The sequence below is a fragment of the Sporocytophaga sp. genome (assembly GCF_017745095.1).
In the GTDB taxonomy this organism is placed as follows: domain Bacteria; phylum Bacteroidota; class Bacteroidia; order Cytophagales; family Cytophagaceae; genus Sporocytophaga.
The window spans coordinates 332,757-352,925 of sequence record NZ_JAGHZZ010000006.1 but is presented as its reverse complement, the minus strand read 5'-3'; the positions used below and the strand labels follow the sequence as shown (position 1 = coordinate 352,925).

Genomic DNA, 20,169 nt, shown 5'->3' with positions numbered 1-20,169 from the left:
AATGATGGACAGCTTGATCTTAAAGGGAAAGTTAGATTTGATGCTTTAAAAATAAAGCACCCTAAACTTGACTCCAATGAACTTGCTTTAAAAAAGATAGACGTAAATTATTTCATTTCCCTTGGTAAATCTTCAGTTAAATTTGAAAGCGACAGTACTTATCTGAATGATATCTGTCTTAACGGAAGAGCTACTATAGACAGGAAAAATAAAGGCATATATGCTTTAAATGTTAACATGCCTGAACTGGAAGCTCAAAAGTTTTTTTCTTCATTACCAGCTGGCTTATTTTCCTCTCTGGAAGGTATTAAGGTTGCAGGGAAGCTTTCATATCAACTGAGCTTTTATCTTGATAAGAGTATGGTTGATTCTTTGAAATTCAGCAGCAACTTCAGTGAAAAAGGATTTAAAGTGATTAGTTATGGAAAAACGGATTTTTCCAAAATGAATAAGCCGTTTGTGCATACAGCCTTTGAAAAAGGAATGGCAGTTAAAACATTTACTGTAGGTATTGATAATACTGAATTTACGCCTATTGACCAGATCTCTCCATATGTTAAAAATGCGGTGTTATGTTCTGAGGATGGCAGTTTTTACTGGCACAAGGGCTTTAGGGAAGATGCCTTTATAATGGCAATGAAAGATAATATTCGTAAGGGAAAATTCGCAAGAGGAGGGAGTACTATTTCGATGCAATTGGTAAAGAATGTATTCCTTAGTAGGGAAAAGACAATTGCAAGAAAAGTAGAGGAAGCCCTGATTGTATGGCTTATTGAAAATAACAGACTCACAGGAAAGGATAGAATGTATGAGGTTTATCTTAATATTATCGAATGGGGACCCGGTATCTATGGCATTGGTAATGCTTCAAAGTTTTATTTTAATAAAAGGCCATCCGACCTTTCTATAGAAGAAAGTATTTTCCTTGCTAGCATAGTTCCACAACCAAAAGCGTTTAAGTATTATTTTGATGAAGATGGGAAGCTGAAGCCTTTCCTAAATCATTACTTCAGAAAAATCGGTACATTACTTTTCAGAAAAGAAATTATCACAGAAGAGCAAAATAATAAAATCACCCCTTTCGTAAAGCTCACAGGTGGGGCAGCGCAATATGTATTTCAGGATACACTTACTATTGATTCTTCTTTATTTCAACCCGAAGAAATTTTACCTTAGAATTTTATAAAAGAATAACAAAAATTTTATGTCCTGGTTAAGGTTGAAAAATCTTAAAAACATGGGAAATAAAAATCAGCCTAAGGAAAGAGACAAGGCAAAAGAGAATCCATCTGAAAAAGATAAACTTCCAAACAAAGGACCATCTCAGCCAAATCCTAAAGAAAGAAATCGTTAAATGAAAGGGAGCTTGCTCCCTTTTTCTTTTTTATCTAGCTTTTATTTCTTTTTCTTCTTTAAAGAATCCGGCTTTGCTACTGGCATATTATCTTTTGATTTAGGTTTCATAACTGTTTCCGTATCGTTGTTTTTAGGAGGAAGCTTTGTGGGGATCGAATCTTTTTGACGTAAAGAATCGCTTTCTAAGAGCGTTGTATCAACCATATCAGTACCTGTATCAACGGTGGTAGAAAAAGTTTTTTCAGCTTTTCTTTCATTGCATCCATGGATAATAAGACTTAATATAATGGTAATAAGTCTGAAATGTCTCATAACCTTTTATATTAAGAACATTAGGGATACCAGATTGTTTGATCCTATATAATACATTCCACATTTTAATTCCTGAAAGCATGGATAAATTGTTAAATCAGCTCAGATATATTAAAGCTGGCGCTATATGCATGTTCTTTGCATTATGTGGTAACCTATTTAAGGGCGATGCGCTTACCGGCTGGTATGCTCAACTCCGATTACCGCCATTTACCTTACCGGTTTTATATTTCTTTGCAATGGGATTTATCTTCTATATAATCTGTGGAATATTGCTCTACAAGCTTTTCTCAGAAGAAAATAATAGAAATGAAACGGTTTTTCTGATCACTCTGGTTGTCATTATGATGGCTTACTATACCGTTTGGGATCTGGTATTTTTCGGTTTAAAAAGCCCAATGGCAGGCTTTTTTGCTTATATACCATTTACCTTGTTTGTGTTTTATATCTTTTACAGATTCGCAAGATTATATCCTACAGTATCAATTGTTTTTTTGCCATTCATTGGATGGTTAGGATATGCATTCTTTTGGCTTATTAGCTTGTGGACTTTAAACTAAAAAATGATAAATCCTGATGCACAAACATCAGGATTTATTAAAGTCTGTTTTTTAAGCGTGATATAATTTCTGATAATATTCTGTAGCCATTCGATCCGAATCAAACTGCGGATATACGTCACACATAGCTTGTTTCATGATTGTAGTCCATCTGTTTGGGTCTCTGTAATAGGTAGGAATAATTTCGTCTTCCAATACTCTGAGTAGTTCTTTATTGTCCTGATCATCTCTTTGAACCCAGGAATCGGTTTGTTGAGAGTTGATTATAAAGCTGTTTACCCCATGTTTCGCAAATTCAGGAAACCAACCATCCGGAATTGAAAAGTTAATGGACGCATTCATCGATGCTGTCATACCGCTAGTTCCTGACGCTTCCCTTGGTGGAATAGGATTGTTAAGCCAAACATCAGATCCTTTTTTCAGCATGGCAGAAAGTTTCATTTCATGGCCGGTAAGAATTGCACAGCGATCAAATTTCTCTACAGTATGATTAATGTAATTGAATATATCAATTCCAAGCTTATCCTCGGGATATGGCTTCCCTGCCCATATTACCTGAATAGGCTCATGCTTTCTGCTTATGAGGCCGAGAAACTTTTCATAGTTATGAAGTAAAAGCTGTGCTCTTTTATATCCTGCAAATCTCCTTGCCCATACGAGAGTAAGTACATTTGGATCAAAAATCTTTCCGGTCTGATCCGCAACTTCTTTAAATAGCTCTTGCTTTAACTCTTTCTTCCGCTTTACCAATAGTTCGTCATTATTGGTATTCAGAGCATCTTCCAATATCTGATCTTTCCAGAATCTCTTATTTTGAGCATTGGTTATATGAATGATTGGACAAACTCCTTCATTTCCCTGCCACATAGATTGAGACACTTTAGAATGTATCTCGGAAACGCCGTTAGCAATTTTGGATAATCTTAATGCCGTAAGGGTGTAGTTCAATGTATCTCCACTGATTTTGGCAATTCTTTTCACTTCATCAAGAGGTATGCAATGAAGAAAGCTCATTTCTTCAAGTAGCTCCAGAGAATGTTCTTCATTACCTGCAAGTTCAGGTGTATGTGTAGTAAACACCATGCGGTTTCTGACAGCTTCTTCGCTTCTGTATTTGGAATAAAGATAAAATACCAATGGCAGTGCATGACCTTCATTCATATGATAAACCTCTGGTTCAGCTCCGATAATATCCAGAAGTTTGGCTCCGCCTACACCCAATACGATTGACTGTGCAATCTTGGCTGCAAGGTTAGAATCATATAGTTTATGAGTAATGGTCCTCGATATATAATCATTTTCAGGGATGTCGGTAGAAAGTAAAAATAAAGGTGCTGTACCGAATACATCTGGAGGCAGAAAATATGCTTTTACGTTTACCTTGGTATCATGAATTGTGATCGGAAATATTATTCCAGTATCTTCCAGGAATGAATATTCTTTTCTCACAAATTTAGCTTCCATATAATGATCCTGATTCCACACCTGATCATAATATCCGTATTTCCATAAAATACCAATTCCAATCAGGTTTTGCTTAAGATCATAAGCGCTTCTTAAATGTGACCCGGCAAGAAAACCCAGTCCTCCTGAATATATTTTCAGTGATTGATCAACAGCAAACTCCATTGAGAAATAAGCAGCCCTTTTGCTGAATTTAGGGTTTATATCATAAGTATGAAGTTTGTTTAGGAAAGTCCCATGCATAGAATTTTGCTTTATTTAAGTATTCATCTTAATAATTCGATAGACCTAATTTTGTTTCTTTCGATTAAAAGTGCCGAAGGAAAGATGTGAATTAAGATATCAAAAATTTATGAATACCAGGGTAAGCTTTTGATTTTATGCACTGGTGTAATTTGGTTTTACATTTTTCTTTTTCCCTTTCTGTAATATTTCTTTCAGATAAAGGGCGTTAAAGGGGGCATAAGCATTTTGATCATTATCAAAGTATACATACACATCTTTCCCTTCATCTAACCAGTTTTTACAGCTTGCAGCCCATTCATTAAGTTGCTTTTTAGAATAATCACCCGAATATTTTTCTTCCGGTCCATGTAATCTTATATAAACAAAGTTAGCTGTTGAAATTACAGGTGACATATGATGATTTAGTTCGTAAATACAAAAGGCGCAGTTATTCTTTCTTAAAAGCGCATATACATCCTCAGTATACCAGGAGGGGTGACGGAATTCAAAGGTATATCTGTACCCTGAAGGAAGGTAACTGATGAATTCTTCTAACCTTTGAATATTCAATTTCATATTCGGAGGTAGTTGAAATAGAATAGGCCCAAGTTTTTCTTTCAGAGCTGAGATGCTGTCAATAAGCTTTTTTATCCCCTCTGAGGGCATATTGAGACGTTTGATATGAGTAATATATCTGCTTGCCTTAACACTGAATAAAAACCCTTTAGGCGTGCTATTATACCAGTTTGAAAATTGTTCTGAGGAAGGAAGTCGATAAAAGGAATTATTCAATTCCAGAGTATCGAAAAAACTATCATAATAATCTAACAAATCCTTAGACGCAGTTTTTTCCGGATAAAATTTTCCTATCCAATGTTTATAATGCCAGCCTGAAGTGCCCACATAAATTTTCCCTTTTTTCTCAGACATAATCTTTTTTTATAAAACATTATTCAATAAGATATTAATTCATTCAACTGATTAATATCAGCTTTTTTCTTCCCTATTACCCATGGATAGTCATAAACAATACCTTGTTCTGAGGGTTTAGGCATTTATGAGAAAGAACAATTTAACAGGGATGATCCCTTCATTATGGGGATTCCTATTCATCGGTTTTGCCATTGTTCAGTTAAATGATCCGGATCCTTTGGTATGGATTTCGATTTACTCATTTGCAGCTTTGATATGTTTCTATTCTGGGATAAAGAGAATTCATTCATTTATTCTGCTGCTATTCACATCGTTATTTGCTTCTGGATGTATTTATTTATGGCCTTCGGTTTATGAGGGTATAATAATGCCTATGGAACATAGTTCCAATATAGAATTGGCCAGAGAGTCTTTGGGTCTTCTGATTTGTGCGATCGCCATGATGAACCTCGTTTTCCTCAACTGGATTTTTATGAGGAGATTAAAAATGGCAAAAAAAAGAGTTCACTAAAATCTGAAGATTCATTATATGAAAAATGCTTTTTCTATGCAGGAAGTAAAGGCCGCAAGGCATTTTATAGAGAAAAAAATAGCTCTTGTTATTACTGAAGATCAGTACAGATGGTACATAGAACAGATCGAAAAGGTAAGATCAGGAGTTTACAGAAATATCTATTTCGCTTTCAGTAAGGTTTCAACAGTATTTGGAAAACGAATACTTGATTTAAATGAGGATGATTTGATAGAAACTGTCATCATTAGAAAAGGCTGGAATCCTTCGTTCTGGACAGTTTCCGAGTTCATAAGGATAAATATGCTGATGGAACTTACTTTTCTTAGTGGAGAAGAATTTCTTAATCTGATTAAGAATATTTTTGGTACTGCTGATCTTGATGAAAGAGTCGCAATTTTAAAAGGCCTCGCAATCCTGCCTTATCAAAATCGATTGACCGAAATTGCTGCTGAAGGAGTGCGCTCAAATTCCAAACTGTTATTTGAAGCTATAGCCTTGAATAATCCTTTTCCTTGCGATTTTTTTAATGAATCACAATGGAATCAGATGGTACTTAAGGCAGCTTTTATAGATAGCCCTGTCAGCGATATTTTTGGTTTAGAAAGGCGTGCCAATGCTATGCTTTCGGATATGGCAATTGATCTTGTGCATGAGAGAAAAGCTGCAGGTAGAGATATCACTCCCGAGATCTGGAGAATAATTGCACCCTTCCTTTCAACAAACCATCTTAAAGATGTGAAGGCTCTATTTGAAGATAAAAACCAGTTGAGCCAGGAAACTGCAGCACTTACCTGCTATATAAGCAATACAGAAGAAGCTATTCTGCTACTGCTTGACTATAGGCCTGATCTGCATGCTAAGATGATAGATAATGAATTGTCCTGGCAGGATATCACCAATAAATGGAATAAAATGAAATTACAGGAGTTTTAAAATTTGATATATGAAAAGATTTATTGATCCCCATGTGCACATGGTTTCCAGAACTACTGATGATTATCAGAGAATGGCTGAAGCAGGTATAGTAGCTGTAATAGAACCTTCTTTCTGGGTAGGACAGCCACGTACTGAAGCTGGTTCATTTAAAGATTATTTCAGTGGACTTATTGGTTGGGAAAGATTTCGTGCGAGTCAGTTCGGGATTATGCACTATTGCACAATAGGTCTTAATTCGAAAGAAGCCAATAATCAACAACTTGCTGAGCTTGTTATGAATATTCTGCCTTTGTTTCTATGTAAAGAAAAAGTTGTGGGGGTGGGGGAAATTGGATATGATGAGCAAACTCCATTAGAAGAAAAATACTTCAGGCAACAATTGATTTTGTCTAAAGAAACTTCATTACCTGTACAGATCCACACCCCACATAGAAATAAAAAGCGAGGCACACTAAGAAGTATGGAGGTTTGCCATGAGCATAAATTAGATCCTTCATGGGTTGTAATTGATCATAATAATGAAGAGACAGTAAAGGATGTACTGGATCAAGGATTCTGGGCTGCTTTTACCATTTATCCCAACACAAAAATGGGTAATGAAAGAATGGTTGAAATTGTAAAAAAATATGGCAGTGAAAGAATTATTATAAACAGCGCTGCAGATTGGGGAATCAGTGATCCATTGGCTGTGCCTAAAACTGCATTGCTGATGGAAGAAAAAGGTATCTCTTCAAAAGATATTGATAAAGTTTGTTATAGCAATGCACTGCAAGTATTTGGCTTGAGCGGAAAAATAAAGGAATCAGACTGGTTGAATGTTGCCGAAAATATGGACAATACTTTCAATGGAAATTCAGTATTAAGAGGAGATCAGAAATTGAAAAAAATTGATAGAAAGTCTTTACCAAAAAATGATAGTTCAAATATAATTGTCTGATGGGAAAGTTACAGGCATATATAACAATTGCCAGACCTGCCAATGTATTGTCTTCTACTGCAGACGTTATAAATGGTGCACTGATCGCTACATCTGCATTATCTTGGTCTGGAGATAATTCTTTTCTGTTAAAGGGACTAATGCTTGTATTGTCTACAGCATGTCTTTATGCAGGAGGAATTGTATTTAATGATGTCTTCGATTATGATATGGATAGAATAGAACGTCCTGAAAGAATGATTCCAAGCGGAAAGCTTACAATTACTGAGGCAAAAAGGTTTGGTATTTGTCTTTTTTCATTTGGGATTTTCTTTGCATTGATGGTGTCATTCTCAAGCGCTGCTCTGGCTTTTTGTATTGTGATTTCAGCCTTCACTTATGATGCGAAAGCCAAACATTCTGTTATTTATGGTCCTCTGATGATGGGTATTTGCCGTGGATTAAATATGTTGCTGGGAATTTCAATAGTAAGCAACAGTATTATTCAACATGTTTATCTTGCTCTAGTACCCTTGTTTTACATCATTGGTATAACACTTATCAGTAAATGTGAAACAGGAAGAATTAAAAAAAATATCCTGGACGCCGGCTTCTTCTTTTATCTCTTGGCATGTTCAGGTCTTATTACGATATTATTAGTTAAAGAATTTCCGTTGCTAAGTATACTGCCGTTCCTGTTTGGCTTCCTGCTGCTTACTTCTATACCAATTGTAAAAATGCAGGTGAAAGTCAATTATGGTATAATAAGACAGGCAGTTAAAAATGGTATAATAGGGATTATTCTTTTGGATGCTACTCTGTCTGCAGGATATGCCGGTCCTGAGTTTGCTCTTGCCATACTGACACTTCTGCCAGTATCCATTGCGCTTTCCAGATACTTCGCTGTTACCTGATAGCACACTCCTCTGAGTAATGTATAGTAGATCTTTTATTATTATAAATAGATCTGTTCGTGTTTGTTTGATCACTCATAGTTGATGGAAAATTATTATGAAAAGTTTGCAGCAATCATTCGTAGTCCCGTTTACTTATAGGGTATTTTTTACAGAAGATATATTCGATGAAAGAAATCATATACTGAAAGGATTAATCAACAAGTCTTCAGAAGAAAAAGTATTGTTGATTTTTGATGAAACTCTCACTTGTAAAAGCCCGGATTTATTGCCTAAGTCCAATACATATTTTAATAAGAACCTAAGCGGACAACTTACAGAAGTTATGATTCTTCCTGGTGGGGAATCTGTGAAAAATGAAATGGGAAGGGTTAATGAAATCCTTGAAGCAATTGAGAGAGGAAAGTTGTCGAGGCATTCTTATATTATTGTTGTAGGTGGTGGTGCTTTACTGGATCTTGCAGGATATGCAGCTTCAATTGCACACAGAGGTATTCGCCTGATCAGAATTCCTACCACGGTGCTTGCTCAGAACGATTCAGGAGTGGGAGTAAAGAACAGCGTGAATTATTTTAACAAGAAAAACTTCCTGGGATGTTTTGCTCCACCTTTTGCTGTGATCAATGACAGAAAGTTTCTCATGACATTGGGTCAAAGAGACTGGATTGCCGGTATTGCTGAAGCGATTAAAGTTTCATTAATAAAGGATGAAGAGTTTTTTCATTTTATAATGAACAATGCTTCTTCTCTTATTGCCAGAGACCCAGACATTATGCAGGATCTGATTTATCGATGTGCAGAGCTTCATATGCAGCACATTGGTGGAGACGATCCCTTCGAGCGCGGCTCTTCACGTCCGCTTGACTTTGGGCATTGGGCAGCTCATAAACTGGAGCAGATGGATAATTATAAAATTCGACATGGGGAAGCAGTAGCAGTAGGAATAGTCCTTGATGTTACAATTTCATATCTAAGAAATTATATAACACAACAAAGCTGGCATCAAATCTTGGATTGTATTAACCAATGTGGATTCAGAGACATAGTGAATGATTACTTACCTTTTTTAATCAATAACTATTGTGAATTGGAAAAAGGACTACACGAATTCAGAGAACATCTCGGAGGAAAACTTACGATCATGCTTTTAAGTGCTATTGGAAAAGGAACAGAGGTGGGAACAATTGAGAGTGGTGAAATTATAAAGAGTTTACAACAAGCAAATTCATACTACCAAAAAATTGAAATGAGCCAGTTATGACTTTTAAGAAAGGCTTTCATCTTACATATTGCACGAATATTCATCCAGGAGAGACCTGGGAAGAAACTTTTGGAAACCTGAAAGAATATCTTCCATCTATCAAAGATAAAGTTAATCCTGGACGGCCATTTGGGATAGGTTTGCGCCTATCTGACATAGCGGCAAGAGAATTGTTAGCAAATGATAATCTCTTCAGATTCCGTCAGTGGTTGGAAGCTAATGGCTTCTACGTATTTACAATAAATGGATTCCCTTATGGAGGTTTTCATAGAACCATTGTAAAAGATAAAGTACATCTACCCGATTGGAATTCCCGTGAACGAATAGAATATACTGTCCGCTTGATTAAAATTTTAAACTTCCTTTTGCCTCAAGGGATAGAAGGGGGAATTTCAACTTCACCGGTATCTTACAGGCATTGGTTTAAGAGCAATGAGCAGATGGATCATATATTTCGGAAGGCAAGCTTTCACTTTGCTGTGGTAACGGAATACCTTATGCAGGTGAAGAATGAAAGCGGAAAAGTAATTCATCTTGACATAGAGCCGGAGCCGGATGGAATCATAGAAGATACCAGGGGTATGATTAATTTTTACAATAACTGGCTTGTTCCGGGAGCAGTGAAGTATTTCTATGAAATAAAAAATATGAGTGCGCAAGAGTCAGAGACAGCAATTAGAGAACATATCAAGGTTTGTTTTGATGTATGTCACTCTTCTGTGTTGTTTGAAAATCCTGCTGAAATGCTTGCTCTATATAAGAAAGAAAAGATAGGGATTGGTAAGATCCAGATAAGCGCAGCATTAAAATTCAAACCTGCAGGCATAGATCATAAAGAGCTTACCACTAAACTCAAATCTATAAGTGATAAGATTTATCTTCATCAGGTTGCCGGAAAATATCAGAAGGAAATTAAGAGGTATAATGATTTGCCTGATATGATCAATGACCACAATTATGGTTCATGCGAAGAATGGAGAATCCATTATCACGTACCTCTTTTTGTATCCAATTATGGAGTATTAGAATCAACTCAGGATGATATATTAAATGTATTTCAATTGCTGCAACATCAGTCTATCACTAATGTACTGGAGATAGAAACATATACATGGAGTGTATTGCCAGATGAAGTTAAATTAGATTTAACTGAATCAATTGTAAATGAATTCAAGTGGGTGCTTGAAAATATGAAAGTTCAATATCAGAATTTATGGATAAAGTAGTTGTGATTAACCTTGTGGCTTTGTCTTCAAAGCTGCTTGGAGATTCTACTCCTTTTCTGAAGGAGTGGTCTTCCAGAAAAAAAACAGTGCCAGTAAGGCCTGCATTTCCAGCGGTTACATGTACCGCTCAAAGTAATTATTTAACAGGCAGAACTCCTGGGGAGCATGGTATTGTCGGGAACGGCTGGTATAGCCATGATGATTGCGAAATCAAGTTCTGGAAGCAGTCTAACAAACTTGTTCAGTCTGAAAAAATCTGGGAAGCAGCAAAAAAGATTGATCCTAATTTTACATGTGCCAATATGTTTTGGTGGTATAATATGTATTCATCTGCTGATATCTCTGTAACGCCAAGACCTCAGTACCATGCTGACGGAAAAAAACTCCCTGATGTTTATTCAAACCCTTCAAGTCTGAGAGATTATCTTCAAAAGAAGCTGGGCACATTTCCTCTATTTAATTTCTGGGGCCCCAATACTTCTATAAAATCGAGCAACTGGATTGCTGAAGCTTCCATGCTCGTAGACGGTATGTTTAATCCAACTCTCACACTAATATATTTGCCTCACCTGGACTATTGCCTTCAACAATATGGACCTAATGATTCCAGGAGCAAAGCAAACCTTAGAGAAATAGACGAATTGTGTAAAAGACTGATTACGTTCTATGAACGAAGAGGAGCTAAAGTGAATATCGTTTCTGAGTATTCTATAACAAATGTTTCCAATCCAATTCATATTAATAGGATTTTAAGGGAAAAAGGATATTTGAAGCTGAGAGAAGAAAGTGGAAGAGAACTTTTGGATGCAGGAGCTTCCAGGGCTTTTGCAGTAGCAGATCACCAGATTGCACATGTTTACATTAACGATTCATCCATTAAGGAAGATGTTAAAAAAATGCTGACTTTATCCAAAGGTATTGATGTTGTTTTAAGCGGACTAGATAAAGAGCTTTTAAATATTGATCACGAAAGAGCAGGAGATTTAATTGCAGTTGCAGATAAGGACTCATGGTTTTCATACTACTATTGGATGGATGATTTGAAAGCTCCTGATTTCGCACGAACTGTTGAGATACATAAAAAGCCAGGTTATGATCCCGTAGAATTGTTTTTTAATCCTGAAATGAAATTTATTAAAGCGAAGGCAGCTATTAAATTACTAAAGAAAAAAATGGGCTTCAGGACACTTATGGATTTTATTCCACTGGATGCAACATTAATTAAAGGATCGCATGGGAGGGTTCCTGATTATAAAGAGGAATGGCCTTTGCTGATAACCGGAGAACATTACAAATGTCCGGACTTTATCGAAAGCACAGGAGTGTACAGAGTATTATTAGATCAGGTATTTTCTGAAGTCCCATATTTATAATGAAATGTATTTTAGAAACACTCTGAATAAATTTGTGATAGTTAAAAAAATGTATAGGTGGTAACCACAGTTAATAGATGGTTAAATTATCTTCTTTTTACATCGTTTTTATTACATTTGTTTCAGAGGGATCTTGTATTTACATGCTTAAAAACTTTTTGATTTTAATCTTACTTTTTACAGTCATGGTTCCGCAGGTATTTTACTTGTCGGCGGGATCAGGCATGGTATTGAAGAAAAAAGATTCGTCAGTAAAAGTAACTGTCGATGAAGAAGAATCGGAAAGTGATAATGGTAATGAGGAAAGAGATGAGGCTAAGGAAAAAATATGCCTTAATGCATTGAGTAAATTTATACTTGAATTTCTTATATCAAATTTACAGTTTCCTTATTCAAATCCCGCTTTTCTTCTCGGCCAGTCCCGAGAAATGATAACTCCACCACCTGAAGTAGTTTAGAAACATTACCTGATTTTCAGGTTACTATTTTTATAAAATAATTATATCCTGCCTTGTCTCATTGCGGGGTATGGCAGTTTCTAATCTATTTAAAATTTTTAATATGGGGTTATTAAATAATCTTTCAAAACAAATATTTGCCAATTTAAAATATGATATACCATCAGGTTTGGTGGTTTTTGTGGTTGCTTTGCCACTTTGCCTTGGCATTGCTTTGGCTTCAGGAGCGCCTCTTTTTTCAGGACTTATTGCGGGTATGGTCGGTGGACTGGTGGTTGCATTGTTGAGTGGAGCTGCTCTCAGTGTGAGTGGGCCGGCGGCTGGGCTAACAGTCATAGTTCTTAATGCTATTACGGAAGTTGGATATAACGCATTCCTTTTAGGTGTAGTAATAGCAGGAGTGCTACAGATTATTCTGGGTTTTATAAAGGCAGGAACAATCAGTTTGTTTTTCCCATCATCAGTTATAAAGGGAATGCTTGCGGCTATAGGTATTATTTTGATACTTAAACAAATACCTCATGCCATAGGCTATGATGTAGACTATGAAGGTGATTTTTCATTTGATCAGTTTGATAAAGAAAATACTTTTACAGAGTTGATGAGAGCCTATGAGTCTCTGAATAAAGGTGCTATAATAATATCAGGTTTATCCCTTCTTATTATGATTTTCTGGGATAGAATCGCAAGAGGTTTTTTAAAATCGATACCGGCCCCATTAATTGTAGTAGTTGTAGGATCTTTATTAAATATTCTTTTTGCAGAAAATGTTCCTGTTTTGGTACTTGAAAAAGAACATTTGGTTGCTATTCCGGAGATAAAGGGATTGGCGTCCTTAACAAAGCTTGTGATATTTCCTGCATTTAATGAGATATGGAATTTAAAAGTATGGAGAATCGGGCTGACACTTGCTGTAGTTGCAAGCCTCGAAACTCTTCTCAGTATTGAGGCGGTCGATAAACTTGATCCTTTGAAAAGACATACGCCAACAAATAGAGAACTTAAAGCTCAGGGGGTAGGTAATATTCTTTCTGGGATAATAGGTGGCTTACCTATGACATCTGTTATTGTTAGAGGCACTGCTAATGTAACCGCTGGAGCAAGATCTAAATTCTCCTCCTTCTATCATGGTTTACTTCTGTTGCTTTGTGTTGTGTTTCTTCACAAAATATTAATAAAAATACCATTGGCCGCATTAGCTGCAATTCTCTTGGTGATTGGTTATAAGCTTACTAGTATAGGGCTGTATAAAAATATTTTTAAAAATGGGGTAGAACAGTTTGTGCCTTTTATTTTGACGATCCTTGCAATTGTATTGACAGATTTGTTGAAAGGTATAATAGTGGGTATTTGTATTGCTGTGGTCTTTATATTAAGACGAAATCTTAAACTTGCCTATTCCTGCTCTATGAAGGAGAGTGAAGATACAAAGGTTATGAGGCTTGATCTGGCAGAAGAGGTTTCTTTCCTGAATAAAGCGAATATTATGACTATGCTTCGGGAAATTCCCGATTATTCAAAAGTGATCATTGATGGCTCGCATGCAAAGTATATTGATTATGATGTGATAGAGATTTTGAATGACTATAAGGTAACTGCTAAAACCAGAGGGATAGACCTGCAGATGGAAAACATTAAAGAGAGTTATGATATAGGATATAAAAATGGCAAATAGCCGGATGGAAGGATGTTTCATAACTTTATAAATTCTTTTATAGTTCTTTTTATGGATGTGTATGTGAAAGGAGAGAATTATATGAGAAAAATTAGAAACCTGTTATTCCTTCTGATCGGAGGAATATTGTCCTCTTGTGCTTATGATGAGATAGGAGGACATCAGCAGTTTACGACATCTTCATTGCCCGGTCAGAAGGTAAGTTCTGCAGATAACCAGAACTCTGGTCACCATAGCCCTAGTTATTTTCATGAGTGGTTTGAGGATGAAAAAATTACGTCAGAGCAAAATACCCTTAAACTTAATTCTTTTGGGAACCATGTAATCTACGAAAATGTGGATTATGAATATAACAGATTCAACGATTATCTGGGGGGAAGTAATCCTCACAGATATCCCGAAGGTGATGAAAATCCTATAAGGCCTGAAGATTGGATTGGTTTGGAGGTTTATTATGCTCAAAGAGACTCTTCCTATCTTCAAAAAGGATATATATATCCTGAAACCGCATTTATTCCCCCTGGGTACTATCAGGAGCTTCAAAGCAGAGACTCCGCGGATGCAGAAGTTCGTACTTGTTGTCCTGGAAGGAAGAAAGCAAGTGATGCAGCTCCAGAAATTAGGGATGAAGTACTTCACGGTGAATCTTGTTCTAAAATGAACAAATCATTGTAGTAAACGGTTATATTATTAGAAGGTATGAGAGAGAAAGGAAAGTGAAGAAGGAAACCTTCGAATATCTTAAATAGCTAAAAGTTATTTAAATATATGGGGCTGCCTGTAAAAGGGCAGCCTTTTTTATTATTATTAGTATTTGTGGATAAGCAAGATGATTTGAAATTTTATTGCTGTTGCTCAAGCTGTTGCTTTAAATGCAGCTCATGTCAATAACTTGACCATCATAAGCCAAATGAACATTGGCGGGGAGTTCGGTCTCGACACTTCGGTGTAAACCCATTTTATGGGCAATATGGGTAAAGTATGCTTTTTGAGGTTTTATTTTATCTACAACTTGCAGAGCCTGTTCAAGGTTGAAATGTGAGATATGTTCCTGTTTTTGTAGAGCGTTTAGTATTAAAACTTTTGTACCTTTTATTTTTTCTAGTTCTTGATCTGAAATATAATTGGCATCAGTGATATAGGTGAAATCCTTTATTCGGAAACCGAAAACTGGCATTTTGTAATGCATTACCTCTATTGGTGTGATTTCAGTTTTTCCTATACTGAATGGTTTATTTTCTATTTCAATAAGCGTTATTTCAGGTACACCAGGATATTTAAATTCAGTGAAGGCATAGGAGAATTCCTTTTTCAACTGCTCCAGAGTTGCAAGTCTTCCATAGACCGGCATATCTTTTTTCTGAGAATAGTTGTACGCTCTTATATCATCGAGGCCTGCTGTATGGTCTTTATGAGCGTGGGTAATTAAAACGGCATCCAGGTTCTTTATTCTTTGCCTTAGAGCCTGAGTTCTGAAATCCGGGCCGGTATCTACTACAATGCTTTGATCCTCCGTTTGAACATGAATGGAGGTTCTGAGTCTTTTGTCTCTGAAGTCAAGAGAAGTGCATACCTCACAATCGCAGCCGATTACAGGTATGCCCTGAGATGTACCGGTACCCAGAAATGAAATGATCAAAGCGATAATTCAGTTTGATTGATTTCCAGATAAAACTTTTTGTTTTTTTCACTCAATCTTGATACATCAAGCTTAATGGAACGGAGGATTTCTATTAAGCAGTTGATTTTACCTTCAACCGGAAAATATTTATTGACAACCGCTACTTTGGTGTCTTTTAGAATGCAATAACCCGAATGAAAATTGCCTTTTTCGTATCTGAGCATATATTCTGACTCTGCGAAAATATCTTCCAGTTTATTTAAAAACTGATTGGTGTATTTTATTTGCATAATTTATAAAGTCCATTTTTTCACGGTTTCGACCAGTTTGTCGAAATCGAGAGGTTTCTGAAGATACTCATTTATTCCGGCATCAACAAAATCTTTATCGCTATAGTTTTTAGCATTTCCGGTTATTGCTACAATGGGTACTTTAGATTTCACAGAATCAGGGTTTTTTCTGATTTCTTTAGCGCAAGTCATACCATCCATAAGAGGCATGTTTATATCCATTAAAATTATGTCGTAATTTTCTGATTCAACAGCTTTTAATACGTCTTTTCCATTTTTTACGCTTGAAATTTTGTAATTCTGAAATTCCAGGATCTTTTTGGTCAGGTTTTGAATAACTGAACTGTCCTCGGCAATAAGAACTTTCTTGTAAGTGCTCATAATCTCTATTCTTTAAAAAATATTTTTGTAATAATCTCTGAATTCCTGAAAGGCAGTATCTAACTCATTCAGACCCTCTTCCAGATTTGTCAAATTGTTTTGTTTTAGTCTTCCCTCTATTTCTCTTGCGAGCTTCTCTACTCTTGCAATTCCGAGGGTTCCGGATGTCCCTTTTAATGTATGCAAATTATTTAAAATATTCTTAATATCTTCTGTTTTAAAAGAATTTTTGCATGCCTCTATTTGCTCAATAGCCTCTGTTTCAAAGTCATTATAGATATTAAGTAAAGTATCGGAATCGGCAAAAACTTTAAGTTTATTCAAAACCTCCTGATTCAGAATTGCATTGTTGGTCTTTAATGTTTCCTGACTAATATTTATCTCGGATTTTGTCTCAGACTTCCTATGTTTACTCCATTCCCTCAGTTTACTGATTAAATTCTCTGGTTTTATTGGTTTGGATAAGTAGTCATCCATTCCATCTTTAATAAACTTCTCCTTGTCTTCCTTCATGGAATATGCAGTCATCGCAATGATAGGAGGTGTTTGGGCTAGGTTCAGCTTTCGTATTTCTTTTGTCGCTGTTACTCCATCCATCTGGGGCATTTGAATGTCCATGAAAATGAGGTCATAAGACTTCGACTTTACTTTTTCAATTGCTTCAATACCGTTTTCAGCTATATCCACTTTGCAACCAGCTTTTTTCAATATCTCATTGGCCACAAACTGATTGATCTGATTATCATCAACAAGTAATACGTTTAATGGATCATCTGAATAGGATTTACTTGTTTCTGATAGATTCTCTGAAAGGTTTGCTTTGGGCGATACTCGTTTACTTTCCTGAGCTTCAAATGTAAACCAGAATGTACTACCGAGACCTAACTCAGATTCCACACCAATCTGTCCATTCATCATTTTACACAGCTCTTTCGATATAGACAGTCCTAAACCTGTACCAGCATAGGCTTTGGTGGATGAGGTATCTACCTGGCTAAAAGATTCGAATAGCTTTTTCTTATTTTCCTCAGAAATACCAATCCCTGTATCTTTTATCAATACTTTTATCTTGTAAGTACTCCCTTTTTTCTCGTCAAGCACCAACTCGATATTTACACTTCCATGATCTGTAAATTTTATTGAATTGCTGGTAAGGTTAGACATGATTTGTAATAACCTTATTTCATCAGCAAGAATATATTTGGGAATATTTTCGTCAATAGTAAATGCAAAATTAATCTTCTTGGAAGCTGCCTGTTGATAGAATAATGAAAATAATTTTTCAACAGTTGATTCGATAGAAATTGAAGTAAGGCGAAGCTGCATCTTACCTGCTTCAATTTTAGAAAGATCAAGTATGTCGTTAAGTATTGTCAAAAGTGTCTCGGAAGACTTCTTAATAGTTTGAACATACTTTCTCTGTTCTTCATCAAGATGAGAATCAAATAATAGATCAATCACTCCGATGATTCCGTTCATTGGTGTTCTGATCTCATGACTCATGTTGGCAAGGAAGCTTTCTTTTACTTTCAGTGACCTCTCCGCTATTTCTTTAGCTTTAAGCAATTCTTCTGAAGCCTTCTTCAAATATGTAATATCTCTGGCTACACCATCTACAGCAATAGGTTTACCTTCTTTGCTATAGATAAGTCTTATATTTGAAATAGACTGAATTACCGTTCCGTCTTTAAGTACCAGGTTGTTTTCATAGTTTCGGATAGTACCGGTACGCAGCAATTGTTTTACAAGGGCCGTCTGTTTTTTAGGACTTACATAGAACTCTGTAATATGTCTTCCGATGATTTGATCCTGGCTGTACCCGCTTAGTTCACATCCGGACGGACTTATCATATTGATTCTGCCATGAACATCTGTTCTGTAGTATATATCTTGGAAAGATTCAAATATATTACGAAACTTTTCCTCGCTTTCCTGCAGTGCTATTTCCCAATGTTTCTTTTCTGTAATATCGTGTGAAATACCTGAAACTTCTTCTATTCTTCCATCTGGAAGGAATATAGGATTCAGGAAAGTTTCTCTCCACGTTTCCCTTCCATCAATAATTGTGCGGGCTTCAAAGTGTTGTTGTTTGCCTTCAAATGCTTCTTTGTACCTTGCATTGACAAAATCATGATAAATTTCGTCTGAAAGCATTAATATTTTAGGCTTTTCAGAAGCTTGGTCCAGTTCAGGATAAGAACCGAATTTCCTCTTTATAGCTTCAGCATAATTTCTATTGAAAGAAGTAAGCCCCCTTTGTCTGTTAACAGACCATATTAGGTGAGAACTGCTTTCAAAAATTGAATTTAATCTGGCAGTTTGTTCAAGGATCTTTTCTTCGTTTCTCTTTCTCTCAATCGCAATGGCAATCTGCCCTGAAATAAAGTCAAGAAGGTCAAGGTGTCTTCTCTTGAATTTATTTCTGTCACTATGGCTTTTTACTGCAATGACTCCAATGGTACGGTTTTCCAGGCGCAAAGGAACTCCCAGCCAGATTTTGGGTACCGGACCCATTAATTCTACTTTTCCAGAAGCTGCCAGTTCGTGAATATCTTCTTCGTAAAGAAAAGTAGGTTTGTCGTTAAAAAGAGAATATTCAGTTAAGCCTTTTCCTACAATTCTTTTTTGAGTAGTAATTCTATCTCCGAAATTTTCATCAACATAGTAAGGAAAATTCAGATAGTTTTTATCCTTGTCATAAAGCGCAACATGGAAGTTGTTAACAGCAATAATTGTCTTAAGCTCCTGGTGAATATTGTAGAGAAGAGACTCCAGATTGTTGCTGCTAATGGTAAGGTTAGCGATTTTGTAATAAAGGGTAACGCCTCTTTCTGCTCTAATTCTTTCAGTATTGTCGTGAAATATACCTCTGAACGCAATAGGCTTTTCCTTCTCATATCGAACGTTTACACTGCCAATAACATGGATAGATTTACCAGCCTTTGTAGTGAAAACAGTTTCAATTTTGTCGCCTTTTTCTCCGCTTAATATTTTTTGTAAATGATCAAAGGTAGCTTGCTGATAGTCCTTGTGAACAATTTCTTTAAAATTAAGACTTGTGATCTCGTCATCTACATACCCAAGGGTATTCTTCCATGCATTGTTTACAAAAATAATATCACCTTCAAGTGAAAATACCTGAATAAGGTCATTGGCATTTTCAAAAAGATCGTGAAGTTGCTCATTACTTTCTTTTAAAGCTTTTATTACCCTCTTTTTTTCAGTTACATCTTCACCCACGAGGGTAGTTTCTGAAAGCTTTCCATCCGTATTGTTTTGAATCAAAACCTGAAATCTGACAGTTCTCACTTGTCCGTCTTTGGCGATGATTTTTCTTTTAATGTTATTAAAAAGTTGGCCATTTTCAATCAGGCTAAAAATCCCCCTATCATCCTGGCCTTTACCTTTGTGAACAATATTAGTCCATTCCTTTCCCAGGAGGTCTTCCTTGGGTAAGCCCAGAAAGTCAGCAAATGTCTGATTGCAATACGCTATTTTGCCATCCTGATTGATAGAAAGAGCGAATAGGGTAATTTTTTCCAGGGCATTACGAAAATTCAGGTCAATCTCCGGTAGTTTTTTATCTGATTGCCTTTCAATTAAGTTTATTTTATCCTGAAGCTTCAGGATCTCCGCAGCTAATTCTTCTCTCGATTTATTTTCTAATTCCATGGGTACTCAGAGGATGGATCGACTTAAACAAATATAATCAATTTGATCTATAAAAACTTTTTTTACGCTAAAAAGCCTGTGT

Annotated in this window: 20 protein-coding genes; 13 read left to right on the top strand and 7 right to left on the bottom strand. The window is 36.0% G+C overall.

The features are described 5' to 3' along the window. Both J7604_RS11905 and J7604_RS11900 read left to right on the top strand, forming a co-directional pair. The coding region (locus J7604_RS11905) for a biosynthetic peptidoglycan transglycosylase (protein WP_293896063.1) at positions 1 to 1,176 on the top strand (1,176 nt) is incomplete at its 5' end. A 28-nt stretch (positions 1,177 to 1,204) separates the two neighbouring features. Further along, positions 1,205 to 1,354, top strand: a complete 150-nt coding sequence (locus J7604_RS11900) for a hypothetical protein (RefSeq protein WP_293896060.1) — start codon at positions 1,205 to 1,207, stop codon at positions 1,352 to 1,354. A 41-nt stretch (positions 1,355 to 1,395) separates the two neighbouring features. On the opposite strand, the gene J7604_RS11895 is transcribed toward J7604_RS11900, so the two are convergent. Continuing rightward, a complete protein-coding gene (locus tag J7604_RS11895) occupies positions 1,396 to 1,668 on the bottom strand; it encodes a hypothetical protein (protein WP_293896057.1) in 273 nt (90 codons plus the stop codon). Between the two features lie 80 nt (positions 1,669 to 1,748). Between J7604_RS11895 and J7604_RS11890 the strand changes: the two genes are divergently transcribed. Further along, positions 1,749 to 2,228, top strand: a complete 480-nt coding sequence (locus J7604_RS11890) for a TspO/MBR family protein (protein WP_293896054.1) — start codon at positions 1,749 to 1,751, stop codon at positions 2,226 to 2,228. Between the two features lie 51 nt (positions 2,229 to 2,279). Here J7604_RS11890 and glgP read toward each other — a convergent pair whose 3' ends face one another. Together glgP and J7604_RS11880 are read right to left on the bottom strand one after the other, a co-directional pair. Then, positions 2,280 to 3,935 (bottom strand): alpha-glucan family phosphorylase, encoded by a 1,656-nt coding sequence (glgP, locus tag J7604_RS11885; RefSeq protein ID WP_293896051.1) that lies wholly within the window; start codon positions 3,933 to 3,935, stop codon positions 2,280 to 2,282. 135 nt (positions 3,936 to 4,070) lie between these two features. Next, positions 4,071 to 4,847 carry a DUF72 domain-containing protein gene (locus J7604_RS11880; RefSeq protein WP_293896048.1) on the bottom strand — a complete coding sequence of 259 codons (777 nt, stop codon included), beginning with the start codon at positions 4,845 to 4,847 and terminating at the stop codon, positions 4,071 to 4,073. 127 nt (positions 4,848 to 4,974) lie between these two features. On the opposite strand from J7604_RS11880, the gene J7604_RS11875 reads away from it, so the two are divergent. The 10 genes from J7604_RS11875 (at position 4,975) to J7604_RS11830 (ending at position 14,798) form a co-directional block, all read left to right on the top strand. Next, positions 4,975 to 5,361, top strand: a complete 387-nt coding sequence (locus tag J7604_RS11875; protein WP_293896044.1) for a transmembrane 220 family protein — start codon at positions 4,975 to 4,977, stop codon at positions 5,359 to 5,361. Between the two features lie 18 nt (positions 5,362 to 5,379). Beyond that, positions 5,380 to 6,297, top strand: coding sequence for an EboA domain-containing protein (locus tag J7604_RS11870; RefSeq protein ID WP_293896042.1), 918 nt, complete (start codon positions 5,380 to 5,382; stop codon positions 6,295 to 6,297). Between the two features lie 10 nt (positions 6,298 to 6,307). Then, entirely contained in the window at positions 6,308 to 7,237 is a 930-nt protein-coding gene (locus tag J7604_RS11865; protein ID WP_293896040.1) for a TatD family hydrolase, read from the top strand. Beyond that, a complete protein-coding gene (eboC, locus tag J7604_RS11860) occupies positions 7,237 to 8,130 on the top strand; it encodes a UbiA-like protein EboC (RefSeq protein ID WP_293896037.1) in 894 nt (297 codons plus the stop codon). The genes J7604_RS11865 and eboC overlap by 1 nt, the downstream gene beginning before the upstream one ends. Positions 8,131 to 8,227: 97 nt before the next feature. After that, positions 8,228 to 9,391: a 3-dehydroquinate synthase gene (locus J7604_RS11855; RefSeq protein ID WP_293896034.1), complete on the top strand. Its 1,164-nt coding sequence runs from the start codon at positions 8,228 to 8,230 to the stop codon at positions 9,389 to 9,391. Continuing rightward, positions 9,388 to 10,617 (top strand): metabolite traffic protein EboE, encoded by a 1,230-nt coding sequence (eboE, locus tag J7604_RS11850; protein WP_293896031.1) that lies wholly within the window; start codon positions 9,388 to 9,390, stop codon positions 10,615 to 10,617. Before J7604_RS11855 ends, eboE begins: the two co-directional genes overlap by 4 nt. After that, positions 10,605 to 11,990 (top strand): alkaline phosphatase family protein, encoded by a 1,386-nt coding sequence (locus J7604_RS11845; RefSeq protein WP_293896029.1) that lies wholly within the window; start codon positions 10,605 to 10,607, stop codon positions 11,988 to 11,990. The genes eboE and J7604_RS11845 overlap by 13 nt, the downstream gene beginning before the upstream one ends. 185 nt (positions 11,991 to 12,175) lie before the next feature. Then, positions 12,176 to 12,448, top strand: coding sequence for a hypothetical protein (locus J7604_RS11840; RefSeq protein WP_293896028.1), 273 nt, complete (start codon positions 12,176 to 12,178; stop codon positions 12,446 to 12,448). A gap of 103 nt (positions 12,449 to 12,551) precedes the next feature. Next, the gene (locus J7604_RS11835) at positions 12,552 to 14,123 is read left to right on the top strand and encodes a SulP family inorganic anion transporter (RefSeq protein WP_293896025.1); all 1,572 of its coding nucleotides are present in this window, start codon (positions 12,552 to 12,554) and stop codon (positions 14,121 to 14,123) included. Positions 14,124 to 14,204: 81 nt separating this feature from the next. Then, a complete protein-coding gene (locus tag J7604_RS11830) occupies positions 14,205 to 14,798 on the top strand; it encodes a hypothetical protein (RefSeq protein WP_293896022.1) in 594 nt (197 codons plus the stop codon). Between the two features lie 193 nt (positions 14,799 to 14,991). On the opposite strand, the gene J7604_RS11825 is transcribed toward J7604_RS11830, so the two are convergent. Genes J7604_RS11825 through J7604_RS11810 form a run of 4 tightly spaced genes read right to left on the bottom strand, consistent with a single transcriptional unit; the run spans position 14,992 to position 20,087 of the window. Next, complete coding sequence (locus J7604_RS11825) at positions 14,992 to 15,762, bottom strand: MBL fold metallo-hydrolase (RefSeq protein WP_293896019.1); 771 nt, start codon at positions 15,760 to 15,762, stop codon at positions 14,992 to 14,994. Then, positions 15,759 to 16,034 carry a hypothetical protein gene (locus J7604_RS11820; protein WP_028982339.1) on the bottom strand — a complete coding sequence of 92 codons (276 nt, stop codon included), beginning with the start codon at positions 16,032 to 16,034 and terminating at the stop codon, positions 15,759 to 15,761. Before J7604_RS11820 ends, J7604_RS11825 begins: the two co-directional genes overlap by 4 nt. A 3-nt stretch (positions 16,035 to 16,037) precedes the next feature. After that, entirely contained in the window at positions 16,038 to 16,415 is a 378-nt protein-coding gene (locus J7604_RS11815; RefSeq protein ID WP_028982338.1) for a response regulator, read from the bottom strand. Between the two features lie 12 nt (positions 16,416 to 16,427). Next, a complete protein-coding gene (locus tag J7604_RS11810; RefSeq protein WP_293896013.1) occupies positions 16,428 to 20,087 on the bottom strand; it encodes a PAS domain S-box protein in 3,660 nt (1,219 codons plus the stop codon). Between the last annotated feature and the right edge of the window lie 82 nt (positions 20,088 to 20,169).